General features: G+C 43.2%; 18 protein-coding genes and 1 pseudogene. 1 reads left to right on the top strand and 18 read right to left on the bottom strand.

Features of this window, described 5'->3' with window-relative positions:
• Positions 1–76: 76 nt before the first annotated feature.
• On the bottom strand, positions 77–592 hold the full coding sequence (gene rraA, locus HQR03_RS01675) for a ribonuclease E activity regulator RraA (protein ID WP_244951957.1): 516 nt from the start codon (positions 590–592) through the stop codon (positions 77–79).
• Positions 593–681: 89 nt separating this feature from the next.
• Positions 682–1,383, bottom strand: a complete 702-nt coding sequence (locus tag HQR03_RS01680; protein ID WP_101211715.1) for an NAD-dependent epimerase/dehydratase family protein — start codon at positions 1,381–1,383, stop codon at positions 682–684.
• 482 nt (positions 1,384–1,865) lie between these two features.
• Between HQR03_RS01680 and rpsT the strand changes: the two genes are divergently transcribed.
• Entirely contained in the window at positions 1,866–2,132 is a 267-nt protein-coding gene (gene rpsT / locus HQR03_RS01685; RefSeq protein ID WP_010200097.1) for a 30S ribosomal protein S20, read from the top strand.
• Positions 2,133–2,262: 130 nt separating this feature from the next.
• On the opposite strand, the gene HQR03_RS01690 is transcribed toward rpsT, so the two are convergent.
• The 16 genes and pseudogenes from HQR03_RS01690 to cgtA all read right to left on the bottom strand — a co-directional run bounded on the left by HQR03_RS01690 (position 2,263) and on the right by cgtA (position 21,055).
• Positions 2,263–3,099, bottom strand: a complete 837-nt coding sequence (locus tag HQR03_RS01690) for a histidine phosphatase family protein (RefSeq protein ID WP_173238988.1) — start codon at positions 3,097–3,099, stop codon at positions 2,263–2,265.
• A 161-nt stretch (positions 3,100–3,260) separates the two neighbouring features.
• On the bottom strand, positions 3,261–4,058 hold the full coding sequence (locus HQR03_RS01695) for a metallophosphoesterase (protein WP_173238921.1): 798 nt from the start codon (positions 4,056–4,058) through the stop codon (positions 3,261–3,263).
• Positions 4,059–4,289: 231 nt separating this feature from the next.
• Positions 4,290–4,988, bottom strand: a complete 699-nt coding sequence (gene pyrF, locus HQR03_RS01700) for an orotidine-5'-phosphate decarboxylase (RefSeq protein WP_025653003.1) — start codon at positions 4,986–4,988, stop codon at positions 4,290–4,292.
• Positions 4,989–5,061: 73 nt separating this feature from the next.
• Positions 5,062–5,466 (bottom strand): lipopolysaccharide assembly protein LapA domain-containing protein, encoded by a 405-nt coding sequence (locus tag HQR03_RS01705; protein ID WP_101211713.1) that lies wholly within the window; start codon positions 5,464–5,466, stop codon positions 5,062–5,064.
• Positions 5,467–5,564: 98 nt separating this feature from the next.
• Positions 5,565–5,870: an integration host factor subunit beta gene (locus HQR03_RS01710; protein ID WP_025653005.1), complete on the bottom strand. Its 306-nt coding sequence runs from the start codon at positions 5,868–5,870 to the stop codon at positions 5,565–5,567.
• A 334-nt stretch (positions 5,871–6,204) separates the two neighbouring features.
• Positions 6,205–7,893 carry a 30S ribosomal protein S1 gene (gene rpsA / locus HQR03_RS01715; protein WP_025653006.1) on the bottom strand — a complete coding sequence of 563 codons (1,689 nt, stop codon included), beginning with the start codon at positions 7,891–7,893 and terminating at the stop codon, positions 6,205–6,207.
• A 288-nt stretch (positions 7,894–8,181) separates the two neighbouring features.
• On the bottom strand, positions 8,182–8,934 hold the full coding sequence (cmk, locus tag HQR03_RS01720; RefSeq protein WP_025653007.1) for a (d)CMP kinase: 753 nt from the start codon (positions 8,932–8,934) through the stop codon (positions 8,182–8,184).
• Between the two features lie 226 nt (positions 8,935–9,160).
• Positions 9,161–9,751: a tRNA adenosine(34) deaminase TadA gene (tadA, locus tag HQR03_RS01725; protein ID WP_101211752.1), complete on the bottom strand. Its 591-nt coding sequence runs from the start codon at positions 9,749–9,751 to the stop codon at positions 9,161–9,163.
• A gap of 15 nt (positions 9,752–9,766) precedes the next feature.
• Complete coding sequence (locus HQR03_RS01730; protein WP_173238922.1) at positions 9,767–10,504, bottom strand: uracil-DNA glycosylase; 738 nt, start codon at positions 10,502–10,504, stop codon at positions 9,767–9,769.
• Positions 10,505–10,971: 467 nt separating this feature from the next.
• Positions 10,972–13,375 (bottom strand): annotated as a pseudogene (gene clpA / locus HQR03_RS01735) (ATP-dependent Clp protease ATP-binding subunit ClpA); the annotation flags it as partial.
• A gap of 711 nt (positions 13,376–14,086) precedes the next feature.
• On the bottom strand, positions 14,087–14,482 hold the full coding sequence (locus HQR03_RS01740) for an ATP-dependent Clp protease adaptor ClpS (protein ID WP_101211709.1): 396 nt from the start codon (positions 14,480–14,482) through the stop codon (positions 14,087–14,089).
• 374 nt (positions 14,483–14,856) lie between these two features.
• Positions 14,857–15,732: a hypothetical protein gene (locus HQR03_RS01745; RefSeq protein WP_173238924.1), complete on the bottom strand. Its 876-nt coding sequence runs from the start codon at positions 15,730–15,732 to the stop codon at positions 14,857–14,859.
• A gap of 115 nt (positions 15,733–15,847) precedes the next feature.
• Positions 15,848–16,915 carry an N-acetyl-gamma-glutamyl-phosphate reductase gene (argC, locus tag HQR03_RS01750; RefSeq protein ID WP_173238925.1) on the bottom strand — a complete coding sequence of 356 codons (1,068 nt, stop codon included), beginning with the start codon at positions 16,913–16,915 and terminating at the stop codon, positions 15,848–15,850.
• A 134-nt stretch (positions 16,916–17,049) separates the two neighbouring features.
• Entirely contained in the window at positions 17,050–18,186 is a 1,137-nt protein-coding gene (gene hemE / locus HQR03_RS01755; RefSeq protein ID WP_173238926.1) for a uroporphyrinogen decarboxylase, read from the bottom strand.
• A 402-nt stretch (positions 18,187–18,588) separates the two neighbouring features.
• On the bottom strand, positions 18,589–19,761 hold the full coding sequence (gene proB, locus HQR03_RS01760) for a glutamate 5-kinase (RefSeq protein ID WP_025650500.1): 1,173 nt from the start codon (positions 19,759–19,761) through the stop codon (positions 18,589–18,591).
• Positions 19,762–19,840: 79 nt separating this feature from the next.
• Positions 19,841–21,055, bottom strand: coding sequence for an Obg family GTPase CgtA (cgtA, locus tag HQR03_RS01765; protein ID WP_025650501.1), 1,215 nt, complete (start codon positions 21,053–21,055; stop codon positions 19,841–19,843).
• Between the last annotated feature and the right edge of the window lie 26 nt (positions 21,056–21,081).

Below are 21,081 nucleotides of genomic sequence, written 5' to 3' on the forward strand. Positions count from 1 at the left end.
AATGTAAAAACCTCAACGGTTAAGCTGAGGTTTTTGAGTTGTATGCATTGAGCTGCTTTTAAATTATAAGCGGTTTTTAAATTAATGGCTTGTCGCTCGCGATAATGCCGTTATTGTCTGCATAAACAAACATACCAGAATTTAGGGTTAAATCACCAAAGCTAATTTCAATGTCGGTTTGTCCTTCATCGCGGCGATTTGACTTGCGCGGGATACAACCTAGTGCCATGACACCGATGTCCATTGCTGCCATATCATCAACATCACGGACACAGCCGTACACCACAACCCCTGCCCAGCCATTATCAATCGCTGACTGCGCAATCATATCGCCTAACAGCGCACAACGCATTGAGCCACCACCGTCGACCACCAATACTTTGCCATTACCGTCTTTGTCTTTACCCTCGCTGTTTAATAACGATTTTACGCGGCTATTGTCTTCAAAGCATTTAACGGTCACGATTTCACCGCAGAACTTGTCCTTGCCACCAAAGCTATGAAATGACTTGCCTTCGATATTGGGCAGGCATACCTGCGATTCAGGATTGGCATCCAATAAATCACAGGTCACAAAGCTCTCTTTATTCATTGCGGTTGCTTCTGGCATCGTGTTTGACATGATGAGGCTCCTTAATTACTTATAATTGATTTTAACTATTTTTTTATGTGCTGCTTAGGCTATTTTTTCACTCTAGTCATTGCCAGCATCTGCTTATTTTCAATGATATCCGTGTGCTCCAATAACGGTTCGGTCCGGTATTTGCTACGCTGATAAATGTCATGGGCGCTCATAGCCATGGCGCTGGCAACACGCTTGGCCGAAATAGGATGCAATGATAACGATTCAGACACCAACGGTGATATAAGCTGAAAGGCTTTTTGGCCAATACTTTCAAGTGGACGACCTTTATGTTTGCCAAGTAACAAAGACGGGCGAAAAATCACTAGCTGGGCAAAATCCAAGGCCACAATCGACTGCTCAGTTTCCGCTTTGACCCGATTGTATAAAAAGCGACTGTCGATATCAGCGTTCATCGATGACAGCAAAAAGAAGTTTTCAACACCTTTATCGCGGCATAATTTAGCGAAATTGACATTATAATCATGATCGACTTTGTGAAAAGCTTCATCACTACCCGCTTGTTTCTTAGTAGTACCAAGGCAACTAAAGGCATCCGTTGTTCGATCAACCCCAACACTGGCAAAGATTTCGCTTAAATTATCAAAATCATTGACCTGATAAAAACGCATACTGGCATTGATATAGCGTGGTGGACGCCGAGCAATCACGATCAACGTATCATAAATCTCACTAAGCTGCTTTACAAGATGTTGACCTACCAATCCTGTCGCGCCAATCATAATTGCTTTTCGCTGCATACCCTATCCATTTGTATTTTGTATAATGTTAGAAAATCCATGATGATGAGAAGACATATCCGTAAAAACAGATCGCTCATGTATCATACCTAAATTAACGCATCACTGAGGGTTATTAGGCACAGTTAGACACAGTTTATTGTAAGAGATTTTGTCAGTAATAGGCATCGCTTGGCGACCAACTTTGCTCTTAATAGCCAAATACAGCAAAATATTAGCAGATAGTTTAACTACTTTGTGCATTAACTATCAAATATATTGTCCTAAGCGCAATAATTTGCTAAGATAACCGGCTTTACACGTCAACGCTGTTTAATTATTCCAAACAGTTCTGGCGCTTGCGATGTTCTATCGATATTAGAGGTCTTAATATCAGACATCGACATCATGTTTGGCGAGAGGCTGCTCGTCACCGATGATTGTTAAACCCATTATTGCAATCAACATTCATATTTTTATCTGTCTTTATCAAGGAGATACGCGTGGCTAATACTGCACAAGCTCGTAAACGCGCCCGTCAAAACACCAAACGTCGTCAGAACTCTGCGTCACAACGCTCTATGGTTCGTACTTACTTAAAACGTGTTGATGCGGCAATCGCTGCTAAAGATTATGACGCGGCTACCGAAGCTTACAAAAAAGCGGTACCGGTTCTTGATCGTATGGCTGACAAAGGTATTATTCATAAGAATAAAGCTGCTCGTCGTAAGAGCCGCCTAAACAAAACAATCAAAGGCCTACAAGCTTAAGATTGCTAGCGTTTAGACCGCATCTCGCCTTTATAGCGTGATGACTAAAACCTTGTTACCAGTTCTAATACTGGAGCAAGGTTTTTTTATGCCTGTTTAGAAATTATTCATCATTTGGCAAAAAAAACAATTAAGTCCACTTTATTTCAGGTGGCAATAGCAATTTATTCAGATGAAAACCAGCAGCACGGTAGCCCTCTAATAAAGCGCTAATCGGGCGGATATAAACCTCACCGCGCCAAACAAAATAAGCATTGGCTTGCTCAAAGGGCTTATCATCAAACCACAAAAACACCCCTTCCATCATCTTAGGCCAATCATTCCAATCGATTTCGGTCACATCAAGCATGACCGCTAAAAAAGCAGACAATAAAGTATCGTGACTAACAGCGAGCATTAAATGCCCGTGCTGCGGTTGATGTTGATAAAAAATCGACAAGATATCGAGACCACCCTGATAGGCATTTTTAGTGCCTTCGAGGTTGCCTTGGAGGAAACGATTGATAAAGTTAAGCACCCCAATCTCTTTAAATACCACGTTGGCAATCTCAGGCTCAGTGACTAGGCTGCCAGGCTCTACTAGCAAAGACTGATGAGCGATATTGCGCTGTAGTCCCGCGCCTTCTTGCATCAGCTGCGCAGTATCAATACAGCGACCAATCGGGCTTGAGATGCTATCGACATCGAGCGAGTATGGCAAATGTCCTGCCAACCAACGCCCCCAAGATTTGGCCAGTACACGGCCTTTTGGTGTCAGTGGCAACTGGTAGCTGGCAAAACCATTACCATCAGAACGCTCGCGCAAGGAGTGTCTGGTAAATAAAATCAGTCGTTTATCTTCGGGCAAAAGGCGGACCGACGAGATCATGCTATCCGGTAAGTGTGACGGTGCTGGGGCACTCGGCGTGTGGCTCGCAAGCTTATCAGCGGATAGTTTTGACGGGGTATCAATAGGATATTTACTCATGCCAGCAAGCGTAGCAGATTTTTTATCAGGAATGAACAAAATATAAATCCAGTTGCAATATAAGCAGTAATAATGATTAGAGTTTAAGACAGATTATTATCATGATTGCAAAATCAAACCTGCTGCTGTTTGCGACATAAGGTTGTTATGAGACACGCTACTCACCCAATATCAATGACCTTATCCCATGCGAACGCTATCTCAGTACTACTGACTTCATTAGGATAAGCACGCGGATTGACGATCACGCGAGTATTACCAATACGGTAATCAAATGCCTCATGCGTATGCCCATGCACCCACAGCGTCGGCGCCCAGTCTTCATGCATCCAGCTAGAAAAATCACTAACGAATGCCGCATTACTCGGTAGGCTAGCGTACTTTTCAGACACCGATAAGGCGCTGACACTATGATGACTCATGACAACAGTTGTTTTGCCCAACCCTTTAGAGGTTATTAAGGCTTTTTTTAGCCATTGCCGCTGCTCAGCATGGATTTGCATCGATACCTCAGGAGAGAAAAGATCGTTGCCAGCATAGATTTGCTTATAGTCACGCATAAAACGTCTGGCAGCGGCCATCGTGTCTTCATTGGCCTGATATTGATAATCCGTCCACAATGTACAGCCTAAGATTCGTACCTCGCCGATATCAAAATGTTGGCATTGTAAAACCCGAACGCCTTGCTGCAAGTGGGCATTATAATTGTCCCAAGTGGCAAGCTTCTTATCAAAATGCAACACATCTTCATCAAAGTACTCGTGGTTGCCTGCAATAGTAAGTAGCGGTATTTGTAGACGCGCTGCTTGCTCCTGCAACCATGGCATGCCGTTATCGCTGTTAGCGGTGTCTCCCGCTACTAACAACACATCTGCGTCGGTTTTGGGAATATGTCCCATGGGATGCGATTGACGCGCATAGCTGTCAATATGTAAGTCGCTTAAAATCTGTAATTTCATACTATCCAATATTATTTGATAATACCACTTCTCAAAATTGAGCAGCAAGCAAAACTAGAGGCCGCGTGCTGTCTGTTAATAGACGATGCGAATTTGTAATTGCCTATCATATGTTTAAGGTAGGTATCAGTATAAATTTAACTAGTGTAGCACCTTTTCATCGACCAGCAAAAAGTAAAAAAGACAGCCATTTAGGCCGCCTTTTTTTATTATTCTGTTACCATAAAAAGATCAAATACTTTGAAGTATCGTCTGTAGCTTAGTAGCAGGATCTTTAGCTTGAGTAATCGAGCGCCCTATGACCAGATAATCAGAGCCCTCATTCAATGCTTGTTTCGGGGTACAGATGCGTTTTTGATCATCCGCATTATCATCTAACAAGCGAATACCAGGGGTTACTAGCTTAAAGTCTTGACCGCATAATGCTTTAAGTACTTTTGCCTCCTGTGCTGAACAAACGACACCATCAAGCCCCGCTTGTTTGGTCAACTGTGCTAATCGACTCACTTGCACATCCAGGCCATCAGTAATACCCGTTTGCGTCAATGCTTGATTATCCATAGAGGTCAGTACGGTGACGGCGATTAGCAGGGTATTAAGGTTATTATCCAATAAGCGCTGTTTTGCTAATGACATCGCCTCGAGGCCAGCACTGGCATGGACGTTGACCATCCATACACCAAGCTCAGCGGCAGCCAGTACGGCTTGCGCTGTGGTATTAGGAATATCATGGAATTTTAAGTCTAGAAACACATCAAACTGGCGCTGCTGCAAGTTCTTGACGATATCAGGCCCGCAGCGGGTAAATAACTCTTTGCCTACCTTTAAGCGACATAACGCTGGATCTAATTGATCAGCCAGCGCTAAAGATGCCACCATGGTCATATTATCTAAGGCGACGATGACGGGAGACTTAATTACATTATTCATGGTTTTGCCATATTTATATCAGAGTATTCAAAGCACTATAGGTGCAGCTTAATCATTCATCTCATTCAGCGATTTAATCTCGCCTATGCTTAGCCAAAGTAGAGGCTTCATCTATATTAACCGCTGTGTCTTGTACATGGGTCTCAGTTGTCCCGTAAACTGCATCTTCTACCGTAGGCGCATTCGCTTGACGATCGATAGCGATATTGGCTTGCGTCAATTGCTCTTGTAGATGTATATTGGCCTTTTGCAAGCGTGAGATTTCCCACTTATTTTGCAGCACACGGAAGATAAGCAACGCTAACAAAATACCAATGATAATACCGAGTATCAAACAAAGTATCAGTAGCAGTCCTAAATTCATCGTCGGTGCTTGTGAGAACAATAAATTGACACCGACCTCAGTATTATTGGCTAATACTAAACCTAGCGAATAAGCAAAGCTTAAGAACAGTAATATCAGCAGTAAGATGCGCATGAGACGTATACCTCGGTTTTGAATAGAGTTCATAGTTTAATGATAGCAGTCTAAAGTGTGTCATTAATAAACACATCTATAGCATAGCTGCTACTGTACTATTTATTGGCTACTTTATCATTGACGGCTTCACGTAGTGCTTTACCAGGCTTAAAATGCGGTATCGCTTTGGCGGGTACCGGTACGCTCTCACCTGTTTTTGGGTTGCGCCCCATACGGGCGCGGCGATGATGGAGACAAAAACTACCAAACCCACGAACCTCTACCCGACCGTCATTGGCTAAAGTATGGGTCATCAAATTTAATATTTCACGTACTGCATCATCTACAACTGTATCAGTTATATTTTCACAATTCGCACTCAAATTACTAATAAATTCGGATTTGTTAATCGCTTGCTGCATTATGACGCTTGCCCTGTTGATTAATGGATAAAATGACTGTCTGTCAAAATCTGTTTTTACGATGGCTTATTTTTTGGCTAACTAATGAGTTAACTCATAAACACTTAAACTTACCGCTGTTACCATAAAGCCGTAATGTCGCTTGAATCTTGATTTGACTGGTGTCTTGTTACTCAATGTTGCAAATGATAGCGGATATTGGGATAAATGGAAATAAGAGTTTGCCTGTTTTAGCAAAAACCTCAATCATTCATACTACTTAGGTAAATTTGATCATAAAAAAAAGCGACCGGAGTCGCTTTTTTTTGTTACTACTATATTAATAGCTTGTCGCTTACTGCATTTGTTCTTTAATCAAGTCACCAATGGTTTTTGGCTGTGCATCAGAACCTGGAGCAGCAGTCGTGCTAGTGCTACCAAGATCTTTAATCGCTTGACGCTCTTCAGCTTCGTCTTTCGCTTTGATAGACAAGTTGATGTTGCGTGTTTTACGATCTACACTAATGATTTTCGCTTCAACGTCATCACCAACCGTTAGATGCTTAGTCGCATCTTCAACGCGGTCACGTTGGATCTCAGAGGCACGTAGGTACGCTTCAACTTCGTCAGCAAGCTCGATAGTAGCACCTTTAGCGTCTACTTCTTTTACTTTACCATTAACGATAGCACCGCGGTCATTGTTGACTAGGTATTCGTTGAATGGATCAGAGCTTAACTGCTTCACGCCTAGGCTGATACGATTGGCTTCTGCATCTACTGACAATACCATTGCTTCAACGGTGTCGCCTTTGTTGTAGTTACGGATAGCATCTTCACCAGTTTCGTTCCAAGAGATATCAGATAGATGAACAAGACCATCAATACCACCGTCTAGACCGATAAAGATACCGAAGTCAGTGATTGATTTGATAGTACCAGTGATTTTATCACCGCGCTCATGTTTCTTATCAAACTCATCCCATGGGTTAGCTAGAGTTTGTTTGATACCTAGGCTGATACGGCGACGCTCTTCATCGATATCAAGAATCATTACTTCAACTTCATCGCCCACTTGAACCACTTTAGATGGGTGGATGTTTTTGTTGGTATGATCCATCTCTGATACGTGTACTAGACCTTCAATACCTTCAGAAATCTCAGCAAAACAACCATAATCAGTCAAGTTGGTTACACGTGCTTTTACTACACTACCCACTGGGTAAGTGCCGCCAACGTTATCCCAAGGATCAGTACCAAGTTGTTTTAGACCTAGGCTAACGCGGTTGCGTTCACGGTCAAACTTCAATACTTTAACTTTTAGGTCTTGGCCAACTTCAACAACTTCAGATGGATGCTTGATACGGCGCCACGCCATGTCAGTGATGTGCAATAGACCATCGATACCACCTAGGTCAACGAATGCACCGTAATCAGTAAGGTTCTTAACGATACCTTCGATCTCGATACCTTCTTCAAGCTTGTTCAATAGCTCTTCGCGCTCAGCTGAGTTTTCAGCTTCCATAACTGCACGACGGCTAACCACAACGTTGTTGCGTTTTTGATCAAGTTTGATGACTTTGAATTCTAGCTCTTTGCCTTCAAGATGCGTGGTATCACGGATAGGGCGAACGTCAACCAATGAACCTGGCAAAAACGCGCGTACTGAACCGATATCTACGGTAAAGCCGCCTTTAACTTTGCTAGAAATAATACCTTTAACGATCTCATCGTTGTCAGAGATTTTCTCAAGGAAATTCCAAGTCTCAACGCGTTTGGCTTTTTCACGTGACAGTAAGGTTTGACCCATACCGTTATCAACCGCTTCAACCACAACATCGACACTATCGCCAACTTCAACTTCAAGTTCGCCTTCTTCGCTTAAAAACTCTTCACGAGCGACGATACCTTCAGACTTAAGACCAGTATCTACTGTAATCCAATCATTATCGATGGCTACAACAGTACCTGTGATAACCGAGCCACGCTCGATATCCAGACCTGTTTCTTCGATGCTCGCTTCAAATAGTTCAGCAAATGATTCCATTATGTCTACCTTTGTATAGCCGTATCCTGTCCAGCACAGTACGGATCAAATTTATGACTATATAAAACGGAATACTGGTTTTATATCCTATATAGTCATATAAAAAAACGGTTGTTGTTAATAAGCGCACTATTAATAAACTCAATGTTTACTAAACTCATTAACAACAATTGTCTTATCATAATAAAGCTGCAATGTCGTTCTAGTCATTCCTTACCTGACATACTATAATTTTATACTAAAATCAAAGATATAGGAAACTTTTTAGTGCTTAATATGTTGTTTCTATTAACTATTAAAGCAAATACCCTGATTCTGGCAATGTTTTTTTATCTGTTCATAAACCGCATCAGCATCAAGCGTTGAGCTGTCTAATACTAAAGCGTCTTCTGCGGGCTTTGACGGTGCTGTCGTACGATTTTCATCACGATCATCACGGGCTTTAATCGTCGTTAATATTGCCTCAAAATCTGCCGCTTGACCTGCTTCTGTTAACTGTGTAACACGGCGCTTGGCACGGGCTGCCGCGCTAGCAGTCAAAAACACTTTAACGTCAGCATTTGGAAATACAACTGTACCCATATCACGACCATCAGCTACCAGTCCTGAGCGGGTTGCCATATCTTGTTGTAGCTTTAGTAAAGCGTGACGAACTGTCGGATAGACAGCCACTTGTGAGGCATAACCACCAATCGTTTCGTTACGCACCTGCTCACCCACTGCCTCACCATTCACGATGATATCGACACGCCCTGACTCATTGTTAGGTACAAAGGCAATCTCTAAACTTTGCGTTAACTGTAATACAGCCGTCTCATCAATCGACTGACTGGCATCGGCAGTAATCAATCCTGCTTCAAATGCCTTTAAACCAACGATACGATATAAAGCGCCTGAATCTAACAGCTGATAATTCAATGCTTGTGCCAGACGCCAAGTTACCGTGCCCTTGCCTGCGCCACTTGGCCCATCAATACAGATAACAGGATAACGCATTGGCTGCGCTTGGCTATTATCATTAGCAGGTGTAGAGACGGTCATAGGATTCACTTATCACTTTATAGTAGGCACTGCGTATATGGCGGCTTTTATACTAAAAACCTCATCAAACAAAAGCGACTTGATGCAACAGTAACTACGCAATATTTACTTAATTATCAACTGCTTGTTAGACTACTAACTTATTAGCAACCAAATAGGGCGATATTATAGCAAAAAAACCACGCTATCACTAGCCACAAGACTGATATCTTGTTGAATGTCTATTTTATTTGTTACTGATGATGGTATGGTCGCTGAGCTTGTTCTTTTTCGCAGCTTGGCGACGCTCACGAAAAAAATGCTTTAACATTTGACTGCTATGCTCGCAGCATAAGCCTTTATGTACTTCGATAATATGATTATAAAAAGATTGTGCAGCTAAGTTCATTTGACTGCCTACCATCCCCGCTCTAGGCTCACTCGCCGCATAGATCAGTCTTTCCACACGCCCATGAATGAGTGCGCCAATACACATCGTACAGGGCTCTAAAGTCACGTATAGCGTTGTCTGTAATGGCAGACGGTAGTTCTCTAAACGCGCGCACGCATCCCTTAGTGCAACAATTTCAGCATGAGCAGTTGCGTCATGGCGCCCAATTGGCTGATTGAACCCTTGGCCAATAATCTGCTGATTGTGAACCAATATAGCGCCTACTGGCACCTCTCCGAGCGCAGCCCCTTGTTTAGCCAGCAGCAGTGCTTCTTGCATCCATTTCACGTCTTCTAGCGACCAAAACGTACTGCTTGCGAATGAAGCGTCTACTTCAATAGTGGCGAGTTGGTTAGCTGTTAACGGATGAAGTTGTAAATTTATCATCGAATTATTTGGCATTTATTGTGGTAATTGCCAGTCAATGGGCGTCTGTCCATACTGTACCAAGTAATCATTGGTTTTAGAAAATGGCTTGGAACCAAAAAACCCACCACGATTGGCAGCAAGTGGTGATGGATGCACCGCCGTTAAAATCAGATGTTTTTCTGTATCGATATACTTGCCTTTCTTTTGTGCCTTACTGCCCCACAATATAAATACGGTGTGCTCCGTTTGTTCATTGACCACATCAATCACTGCATCGGTAAACTGCTCCCAGCCTTTGTTTTGATGACTGTTCGGCTCACCTTCTCGCACGGTTAATGAGCTATTTAATAATAAAACCCCTTGCTGCGCCCAATAGGTCAAATCCCCATGTGCAGAATAGCTGCTACCAATGTCATCGGCCATCTCTTTGAGTAAATTATTGAGTGATGGTGGCTTGGGAATCGCTTTGGGCACCGAAAACGATAAGCCCATTGCCTGCCCTGGACGATGATAAGGGTCTTGTCCTAAGATAACGACTTTAACCTTTGATAAAGGGGTTAGGTTAAACGCATTAAACATCAAAGGAGCCGGTGGATAAATGCTCTCATCTGATTGATACGCTTCCTTTAAAAACGCTCGTAGATTGTCCATATTGTTAGAGGTTAATTCCTCTGCTAGGGCCGCTTTCCAATCTGCTGGTAGACGGACATTATCTAAAATTGCCTGCCTTTGCTCTGGGGTTTTCGTCGCTTGCTCGTCGAACAATTCCATGATACATCCTTATTATATTTGTTATGAATAATTACTTCGCAACTACAGTCACAATATCCTAGAAACGCGATGGTATTGCTAATATCAATTTTTTTAATCTCTGTCTGCGCAGGTACAGCAAGCAAGAAAAATGGATATCAGCAGGGCGTGATGGTTCGATATTACTTTTCACTGACTATAGCGCGGTTTAAAGATTGATGGTAACAAAAAATGCTGTGAGGTTTGTTAATAAATTATAGCAATAAAAAAAACGGCTACCACAGAAATATGGTAGCCGTTTTTATAAAGCTAATGTAAAACCGCTTAGCTGGCTAGTGACTCAGAGTCAGGATGCGGCTCATGGGTCTCAACGACCGTCAATATAATACGACTATCGGCTGAGCCCTTATCAGAAGACTTGTTACTATTTTTGTCTAGTTTCACAGTAGCGTCATCTTTCTCATCACCTGCTTCAGGCTCTAAGGTTAGATGGACAACCCCACCGTTAACCAAGTCTCCAAACAAGATCATACTGGCCAATGGTTTTTTGATCTCGTCCTGAATCAAACGCTGCATCGGACGTGCACCCATCAAACGATCATAGCCTTTATTGGCCAAGTAATCACGTACTTCATCATCGATCTCTAGCGTGACTTTTTTATCATCAAGCTGCACTTGTAGCTCAACCAAGAACTTATCGACCACTGAAACCACCACTGAGGTATCTAATGGGTTGAACTGGATGATAGCATCCAAGCGGTTGCGGAACTCTGGGGTAAAGACGCGCTTGAGCGATTCTGTATTATCACGGCTATGATCTTGCTGAGTAAAGCCCATCGAAGAGCGGCTAATACTATCAGCACCGACGTTGGTCGTCATAATGACAATCACCTGCTTAAAGATAGCAACACGACCATTATTATCTGTCAAAGTACCATGATCCATGACTTGCAACAGCAAGTTAAAGACATCAGGATGCGCTTTTTCAATCTCATCAAGCAATAAGACGCAGTGCGGATGCTGATTGATCTTTTCAGTCAATAATCCACCCTGATCAAAACCGACGTAGCCTGGAGGCGCACCTATCAGACGTGAGGCCGTATGGGCTTCCATATACTCTGACATATCGAAGCGCACCAACTCTACGCCTAATAATTTTGCCAACTGACGCGATACTTCTGTTTTACCAACCCCTGTAGGACCGGCGAACATAAACGAACCAATTGGCTTATCTGGTGCTTTTAAACCCGCACGAGACAGTTTAATCGCATCTGCTAACGTCTCGATCGCTTCGTCTTGCCCAAACACTAAGTGCTTAAGATCTCGATCTAAATGCTCCAGAATACTCTTATCATCACTGGATACCGACTTGGGCGGAATACGCGCAAGCTTGGCAACGATAGCCTCAATGTCTGCCACATCGATTTTCATCGGTGGTTTTTTCTTGGCTTTCACCGCTTTTGAATCGTCAGATGATTTAGAACGATCATTGGCTTTTGCCGCATTGGCTTCATCCTGCATCTCGTTATCATCGTCACTGCTCAGGTCGCCATCTAAACCCTCAGTATCGGCATCGATCTGAGCATCAAAGTCCTGCTCTAAATCCGCAATGAAGCTCTCTTCTGCTTCAATGTCGTCGGCATCTGGAATCACACCTAGGCGCTTATACGCACCGGCTTCATCAATGACGTCGATTGCCTTATCAGGTAAAAAGCGCTCGTGAATGTGCTTGGCAGATAACTGTACAGCGGTAACCAACGCTTCATCAGTATATTCAACATTATGAAACTCTTCATAGCGCGGCTTTAGACCGCGTAAGATATCGATACTGTCATCGACACTTGGCTCTTTAACATCGATCTTTTGGAAACGACGTGACAGCGCATGGTCTTTTTCAAAGACCTGACGATACTCAGTAAAGGTCGTTGAACCAATGCAACGCAGCTCACCGTTAGCAAGTGCTGGCTTGATTAAATTCGACACGTCCATATTGCTACTCATTGAAGAGCCTGCACCAATAATCATGTGAATCTCATCGATAAACAAGATCGCGTTGGGCTTATTCTTTAGGGCATCAAGCAGTGACTTCATACGTTTTTCAAAGTCACCACGATACTTAGTGCCTGCGATGAGCGAGCCGATATCTAAGCTATAAATCACACAGCCATTGAGTGGCTTAGGTGCTTTATCATTGATAATTAACCATGCTAGCCCTTCGGCAATAGAGGTTTTACCAACCCCTGGCTCACCAACCAACAATGGGTTGTTTTTGCGGCGACGGCAAAGTACTTGTGCCGCTCGTTCAATCTCAGAAGCACGGCCAATTAATGGATCCGTTTTGCCTTCTGCGGCACGCTGATTGAGGTTAGTAGCGAACTCAACCAAGGGATCTTTACTGGTCTTTTCAGAAGCACTACGGCGCTCACCAGTCATAGAGGCACGTGGCTCAGATGGCTCGTCTTTGTCCTGACCGTGTGATAGATACTGGGTAAGCTCAAGGCGACTGATGCCTTGTTTTTTAAGCAAATAAACCGCGTAAGTATCGTGCTCAGAAAACATAGATACCAAAATATCTGAGCCTTCGACCAAACGACCGCCACCGATAGACTGCACATGAAAAATGGCGCGTTGTAGAATGCGATCAAAGCTTTGAGTCGGCTGTGGTGATTGCTCCGTTTCTGCGTCTACCGTTGGCGTATGCTTATTGATATAAGCCTCGAGCTCGGTACGCAGCGTAGAAACATTCGCATTACACGCCGTTAATGTATTGGCAGCATGAGTGTTTTCTAACAGTGCCAACAATAAATGTTCAACAGTGAGATACTCATGCGATTTTTGACGCGCAAGTGTCATTGCTAAACGCAAAGAAACTTCAAGATGACGACTTAACATAAGGACTTCCTACGGTTGTACCTATCTTATAAATTGATAGCTTTATGAATGAGTTAGGTAGTAAATCAGGGCGATAGATGGATTGTTCAAGGGCAATGTTAGTATTATTAAGAAACCTGCCTAAATGATGATTGATGCGTATCGCGTATCATTTAGCCGATGTTTCGACCTATCTAGCAATGATTGTAATAATTCATATTCGCTTTTCTTTATCTCAACATGATACTCAATCATAGTCAATCTATTAACGCATACTAAAATGTATCTAAGCACACTGTATGAGGTCATGGTCAACATGAGAAAAAGTCAAAATAATGAATTAAATGAATGAGAAGTTGATGATAAAAAAGATCATATAAGAACGAGGACGTAAATAATCAGAATATTGAATAGTATTTGTCTGAATAATGGTTTCAGTGGCGTAGCAAAGTGCTAAAACGACTAGGCCTGAAACATCGAGCTACTATACAACGCTATGTTTAATATATAGGGCTACTTAACCTGAAAATCAAGATCAACACAGAAAGATGTCTACTTATTTGGGAAGGGCAATTGCGCTGTTTTGCTGTAAAGCAATTAGCAGAACTTTATGACAATAAAGCTTTATATAGGTTTATCAATATAAAGCCTGCCAGTGGTCTTACTGAATGGCTGATTTAGGGAATGCTAAACAAAGCGAAAAACTGCGACAAAATAAAACAGTCGCGATGGCTATTCACCTTGATGCGGTTCGATTTGAGTCAGTAACGGGTAACCTTCGCGATGAGCAAGGCTATTCACCTTTTTAGCTTTGGTTTCGGCGATATCTTTGGGATAAATACCGGCAATACCTTTACTGCTGTTATGAATCGTCAACATGATTTCAACGGCAGAATCAACGCTGTGGCGAAATTCTGACTGCAAAACGTAGACAACAAACTCCATCGGCGTGTAATTGTCATTGTACATCACGACCGCATACATCGGTGGCTTCGCCACTTCTGGCTCGGCCACGAGCACGTCTGCTTGCGGCGATGTCTCACCGTCTGGCTCACTATCTTGAGCGCGTTGCGCAGGTATATTAGGAAAGTGCCAATCAAAAACGGTCGGCCTAGCTTGTAGAGTCATAGGTTTTATCATAATCAAAGTATAATTATAAGGTAAGTTTGAAATAAAGAAGAGGTTATACAGAAAGGCTATCAGGCATAGCGCAAAGTATCATTAGTTATCAGAAAATATCGTTAATTATCAAAAAGTGTCATTGTTATAAAATAATGGTTATGAACAGCCATTACGTTTAACTAACTTTGGCTTATACCATTAAATTTCAAGTACTTGTTAGGTTTTAGATATTAATTAAATTTTAAGCACTATAGTTAAATTCAAATAATTTCGATATTTCGATGCTTTGATATTTCAATACAATGAAACCGAGTGCAAGCGATACATCAGCATGGTTAGCGTGAATGACGATGTAACGGATTTATATGAATTGACTATAATCAAGGCTCGATAGGACTTTCATCTACTTCTGGCAAATCTAAAAGCGATAGCGGCATATTGTCGACCCTATCACCAAGCTTCCAATCATACAGCTGTTCTTTTTGTTGCCCGCCTGCTCGCAAGGTCAGTTTAGCTTGTAATGGCTTAAAGCCAGACGGCATCATAAAACGACCACGAATGCGCACAATACCCTTAATCGAATAACTGGCAGGATCTAGCGGCACTTCCACGAAGTCATCATCATCAAGCAATGTCAACGTTGGCGTTAAACGCTTGGCATTACCATCTTCACTGAGCATACCGATGTCAAAACCATACTCAAAAGCATTCTCAGGTAGCGGCTTAATATTAGCACCAATTATCTGTAGTGGCATGCCACCATTATCAGCAATCACCTCAGTATAGAGCTCATTAAGCTGGGCAACTTGTTTGTTTTCAACAGTTAGTGATTTTTGCGTTTCGCGTAACTCTTTCAAGTTTGCCAAACTAATCGCCAGCTCTTGCTTGGCAGTCGCAGCCTCACTGGTGGCTATTTTGTTGCTAATCCGCAAGTCTTTTAGCTCTTTGGTCGCCTCAGTGCTATTGATAATTGCTTGCTTGGTCTCGGTTTGCATCGAATGAAAGCCGCGCTGATAGCCAAGCTTATGACCAAATAACAATCCAACAGTAGCGGTCACTAATATGGCCACAACAAAGAGTGCCAGCACCAGTGTCGATGCCCCTTTTTGACCAGCAATGAGATTGTGATGGTTGTCGATAAAGCGGTCACTGCTTTGTAAAGAATGCGGTCTACGCTCCACTTGATATGGAACAGAGTCTTGGCACGATAAACGTGCTGGCTGTGAGCAAAAGCGTAGTACAATCTTAACACGCATTTAGACAGTATCTCTTAACAGTAAGGGCAGGTTATTATAGCGGAATTTATAATCAATACCTAGCACCATCAATATGAATGATTTAACAGTAAAAATACAATGTTGGATAGTAAGATTAAGGGACAATCGGCGCAAAATTCAACCCCTGTGACTCATCAAACCCAAACATCACATTCATATTCTGTACCGCCTGCCCAGCCGCGCCTTTTACTAAATTGTCTTGTACCACAATAACCGTCAGTTCGGCACGCTCATTGTCCTGATGTACCGAAATCCGCAGACGGTTGCTGGCTCGCACACTGCGCGTATCAGGATAAATACCTTTTGGCATGACATCAATAAACAACTCTGACGCATAGCATTGTTCAAATGCTTGTTGCCAATCGATGGCAGCGCCTTCTTCTGTCAACTCCATATGGATAGAGCTTAACATGCCACGAATCATTGGCACTAGATGCGGTAAAAAGCGAATACGATGGCTAAACTGACTGTCTAATAACTGCGCCACCCCCTGCTCAATTTCTGGCAGATGACGATGACCTGTAACGCTATAAGCTTTAAAATTGTCCGTTGTTTCCGCATAATTAAGCGCCAGACTCGCCTGACGTCCCGCCCCTGAAACGCCAGACTTCGCATCAATAACAATACGAGCATCGATCAATCGGGTGGCTTGCTGATTTTGCGCGTCGATAATGGGTTTTAAACCCAAAATAGCGGTGGTTGGATAACAGCCAGGATTTCCTACGACCAAAGCATTTGCAAGTTTGTCGCGATTGACTTCAGGTAAGCCATAAACAGCCGTTTTCAGCAGCTCAGGACAGGCATGCGACTGTTTATACCAATGCTCAAACTCCGTCAATGACTGGAGACGAAAATCAGACGCCAAATCGATGACTCGTACACCTGCTTGAGTCAACGCTTGTGCTTGTTTCATCGCGACACCGTGTGGCGTGGCAAAAAACACCACATCACATTTTTGTAAGGTGGCAAGCGTATCATCACCCAAGTCACTAAAGACAATATCCGAGATACCGCGTAAGCTTGGGAATATCTCATCAGCACGTGTACCCGCTTCACTACGTGACGTTAGCAAATCAATAGAAACCTCAGGATGAGCGGATAGTAAGCGAATCAGCTCAATACCTGTATATCCTGTGCCACCGACGATTGCTGCTGAAATCATAAGATATCCCCTTTTACTCAGTAATGTAATTGCTAGCTATCGCTATCACTGGATGTTAAATTTATAAGTCCAATTTATCATAGCATTTAAATACCCCAGTGGCTAAATAGCACAGTGATTAAATAAAACAGTGGCTAGATTTTATAATCATGCACGGCATCGATAAACACTTTGGCATTGTCAGGATTGACCCACTGCGTAATACCATGACCCAAATTCGCCACGTAGCCAGTTTTTTCGCCATTAGCATACGCGCTATCTAGCATTAGTTTTACTTCTGAGCGGATGGTTTCAGGAGAACCGTACAGAGTTGCTGGATCCAAATTACCTTGAAGCGCTTTGCTGCTCTGTAACTTCTTATGCTGTTTGGTCAACTGACGCTGACTCTCAGTCAATGCTTGACGCGCGCGATCAAGCGGCATCGTCCAATCTAGACCTAAGGCATCCGCCTCACTATCCGCTTGGATATCTAGCCATAGTCCGCCGCCCTTGGTAAATAGTACCACTGGTATATCAGGGTGACGCACTTTTAGCTCAGCGACGATGCGCTTATTATAAGCGTGTGAGAAATCGATAAACTGACGATGACCCAGCGCGCCGCCCCAGCTGTCAAATATCTGCAATACTTGAGCACCAGCAACGACTTGTGCATCTAAATAGTCAATAACAGACGTGGCAAGCTTATCTAATAATTGATGTAAAAAAGCCGGATTGCTATACAAAAAGCCTTTGGTATAACGATAATCTTTTGAGCTGCCGCCTTCAATCATATAGGTCGCTAGTGTCCACGGACTACCAGAAAAACCGAATAAGGGCACTTGCCCATTTAATGCTTTACGAATGCTGGTCACCGCACGCATGACGTAATCCAGAGAGTCATTGACATCAAGCACAGGCAGTCTATCTAAATCAGCTTGCGTACGAATAGGGTGTTTGAACTTCGGCCCTTCTCCCGTCTCGAAATACAAACCCAAGCCCATGGCATCAGGGATAGTCAAAATATCACTAAATAGGATAGCTGCGTCCAAATCATAACGACGTAGTGGCTGTAAAGTGACTTCTGTCGCGCGATCGGTATCGCGGCACAAGCTCATAAAATCACCTGCTTCAGCACGGGTGGCTTTATACTCTGGTAAATAACGACCAGCTTGGCGCATCATCCACACGGGTGTGGTGTCGATCGTCTCAAAACGAAAGGCACGTAGTAATCTGTCGTTTTTTAGAGGGGCAAACTCATGCTGAAGCGAGTTGTTATTGTCTGAAGCACTCATGTACAAATCTCCAAAACAACACGGTATTCATTGATAATGATAACAATGAATACCGTGCTGGATAAAATAAGTTAAATATAAAGAATATAGAACGCGGCACACATTAAATCATCAGGTTTTTTGCAAAGACGGGTTTTAATCAAAATCGCCTTTTAAGCCAAAAACGTCTGGTATCACAAAATAATACTGGTTTTCAAATTTTTGAGTGCCGGTTACTTTTAAATATTAGGGGGTGTTAACAAGCTTTTCGTCGCGCATAAATTTCCAACCTCGATGAGTATAAGTAATCGTATGACAAAAACAATCTATTGACCAAAGTCATTTGATGCCTTATTTATACTTATAGATAAGACACCTTTATACTTATACATAGAAAGTCAAGTACATAGAAAATCGATACCACTACATCGTCAATGCTAGGTTATCACGATGTACCATGACCACGCGCTCTTCATTATTACCAAGAATTCTATCGAATTGCTCAGTACGCTCACGAGCCACACGGCGCGCGTCACGAGAGGAGAAGTTGACTTGGCCAACGGCGAGACGCTCGCCTGTATCTTGGTGCACAATTTCGACCACATCACCTTCATCAAAATCACCGCGTACTTCTGCTACGCCGACTGGTAGCAAGCTCTTATGATGTTCAACGACGGCTTTTGCGGCACCAGCATCAACAATCAAAGAGCCTGACATACGTAGATGCGCTGCTAGCCATTGTTTACGAGCAATGATTTTATCTTCGTCATTAGTCGTTAGCAACGTACCAACCGCTTCACCAGATACCACACGGGTAATAACGTCATCGATAGCGCCGCTCACAATTACGGTAGGACAACCACCCATGGCGGCAAGGCGACCAGCACGAATCTTGGTTAGCATTCCACCACGTCCGAGTTTGCCACCATCACCTGCAATATCAAACAAGTAATCAGCCATGGCACGCTCTTGACGAATCATTTTGGCATCAGGGTTATCACGCGGATTATCAGTGAACACGCCGTCTTGATCCGTTAAGATAATGTACAAATCAGCATTGACCATCGCTGCTGCCATCGCACCTAACGTATCGTTGTCGCCAAATTTGATCTCATCAATGGTGATGGTGTCGTTTTCATTAATGACCGGTAGCACGTTCCATTCTAATAACTGTGTCAGTGCGCCTGTGGTATTCAGATAACGACTACGGTTAGACAAGTCATCATGGGTTAGTAGTAGCTGAGAGCTTTGAATACCGTGCTGAATCAACGCTGACCACCAGGTTTCAATCAAGCCCATTTGACCAATAGAAGCACAAGCTTGCAGCGCCGCTAATTTTTTGGGACGCTCCTCTAGGTTCATGCGTACCACGCCTTCAGCAACTGCCCCTGACGACACGAGCAGTACTTCCACGCCTTGCTTGTGCAGCTTAGCAATTTGCTTTGCCCATTCGTAAATGGCAGTTCGATCTAGCCCTCGACCGTTATTGGTTAATAACGATGAGCCAATCTTGACAATAACGCGCTGAATATCAAAGTTGCGAGTTTGCTTAATAAACCTTGCTTCTTCGGTCGTGTTTTCTATGTCACCTGCCATATAAACTCCTGTGTCTTATGTCAATTAATTACGGGGATTGATCTAAAAAATTCAAGTATATCAGTTTAAGCACCATCATTTAAGGAACATAAACGACTTCAACGCCATCTTCATCGTCATCATCTAAATCATCATCGTCGTTTAAGTCCAACCCTTCACGTGCCGCTTTTCGAGCCGCACGATAAGCCTCACGCTGGGCTTCAGTATTCAGACGTACTTCTACTTCTAAGCGCTCAAAACGTGTTCTTTGTGCTTCAGCGAAGATGGGGTCCTCTATTTCGCGTTCGCGCTCACGTTCAATCTCATTCATCAAATGATATTTAACAGCATCAGTCCCTTCACCCATTAGAGTTGACGTGCGAAATACATCTCCTGTCCAACCAAGCTCAGCGACAATATGGGTACAGAGCTCATTTAACTCTTCTTCAGGCACCTGATCAATTTTGTTTAATACCAAAATTTGGGGTAGGTTGGATAATTCAGGCGAAAAACGTTCAAGCTCATTCAAGATAACACGAGCATTTTTTACCGGATCGCTGCCATCAATTGGCTTTACATCAACCACATGTAACAGACGGCGCGTACGAGCAACATGCTTTAAAAAGCGAATGCCAAGTCCTGCACCTTCTGAGGCACCTTCGATTAAACCCGGAATATCCGCCATGACGAACGAGCGATGACGACCAATATCGACCACGCCCAGATTTGGAACCAACGTGGTAAACGGATAATCAGCAACTTTTGGTCTAGCAGCAGAGACTTGGCGGATAAAGGTCGATTTACCCGCATTAGGTAAACCAATCAAGCCAACATCAGCCACAACTTTTAGCTCAAACTTAAGCACTTTTAGCTCACCTTCAAAGCCTGAAGTAGCCTTGCGCGGTGCTTGGTTAGTCGAGCTTTTGAAGTGAGTATTACCCAAACCGCCATCACCGCCTTTGGCAATGAGCAAAGTCTGACCAATTTCAATCAAATCACCCAACACTTCATCGGTTTCGGTATCGACTATCGTCGTACCGATAGGCACTGGCAAAAATAGATCGTCAGAGCCCTTACCTGAACAGTTTCTACTATGACCATTCTCAGCTCGCATGGCGTCATAGCGACGCGTATAGCGATAGTCAACTAGGGTGTTGGTGTTATCCTCCGCAATGGCATAAACATCTCCGCCCTTGCCACCATCGCCACCATCAGGTCCACCACGTGGGACATACTTTTCTCGGCGAAAACTGGCGATTCCGTTACCACCGTCACCTGCTTTTACCGTTACGACGGCTTCATCAATAAATCGCATCTTACGTTCCTTAATTTACCATCCAG

Origin of the sequence: Psychrobacter okhotskensis (genome assembly GCF_013248965.1) — a bacterium.
Classification (GTDB): domain Bacteria; phylum Pseudomonadota; class Gammaproteobacteria; order Pseudomonadales; family Moraxellaceae; genus Psychrobacter; species Psychrobacter okhotskensis.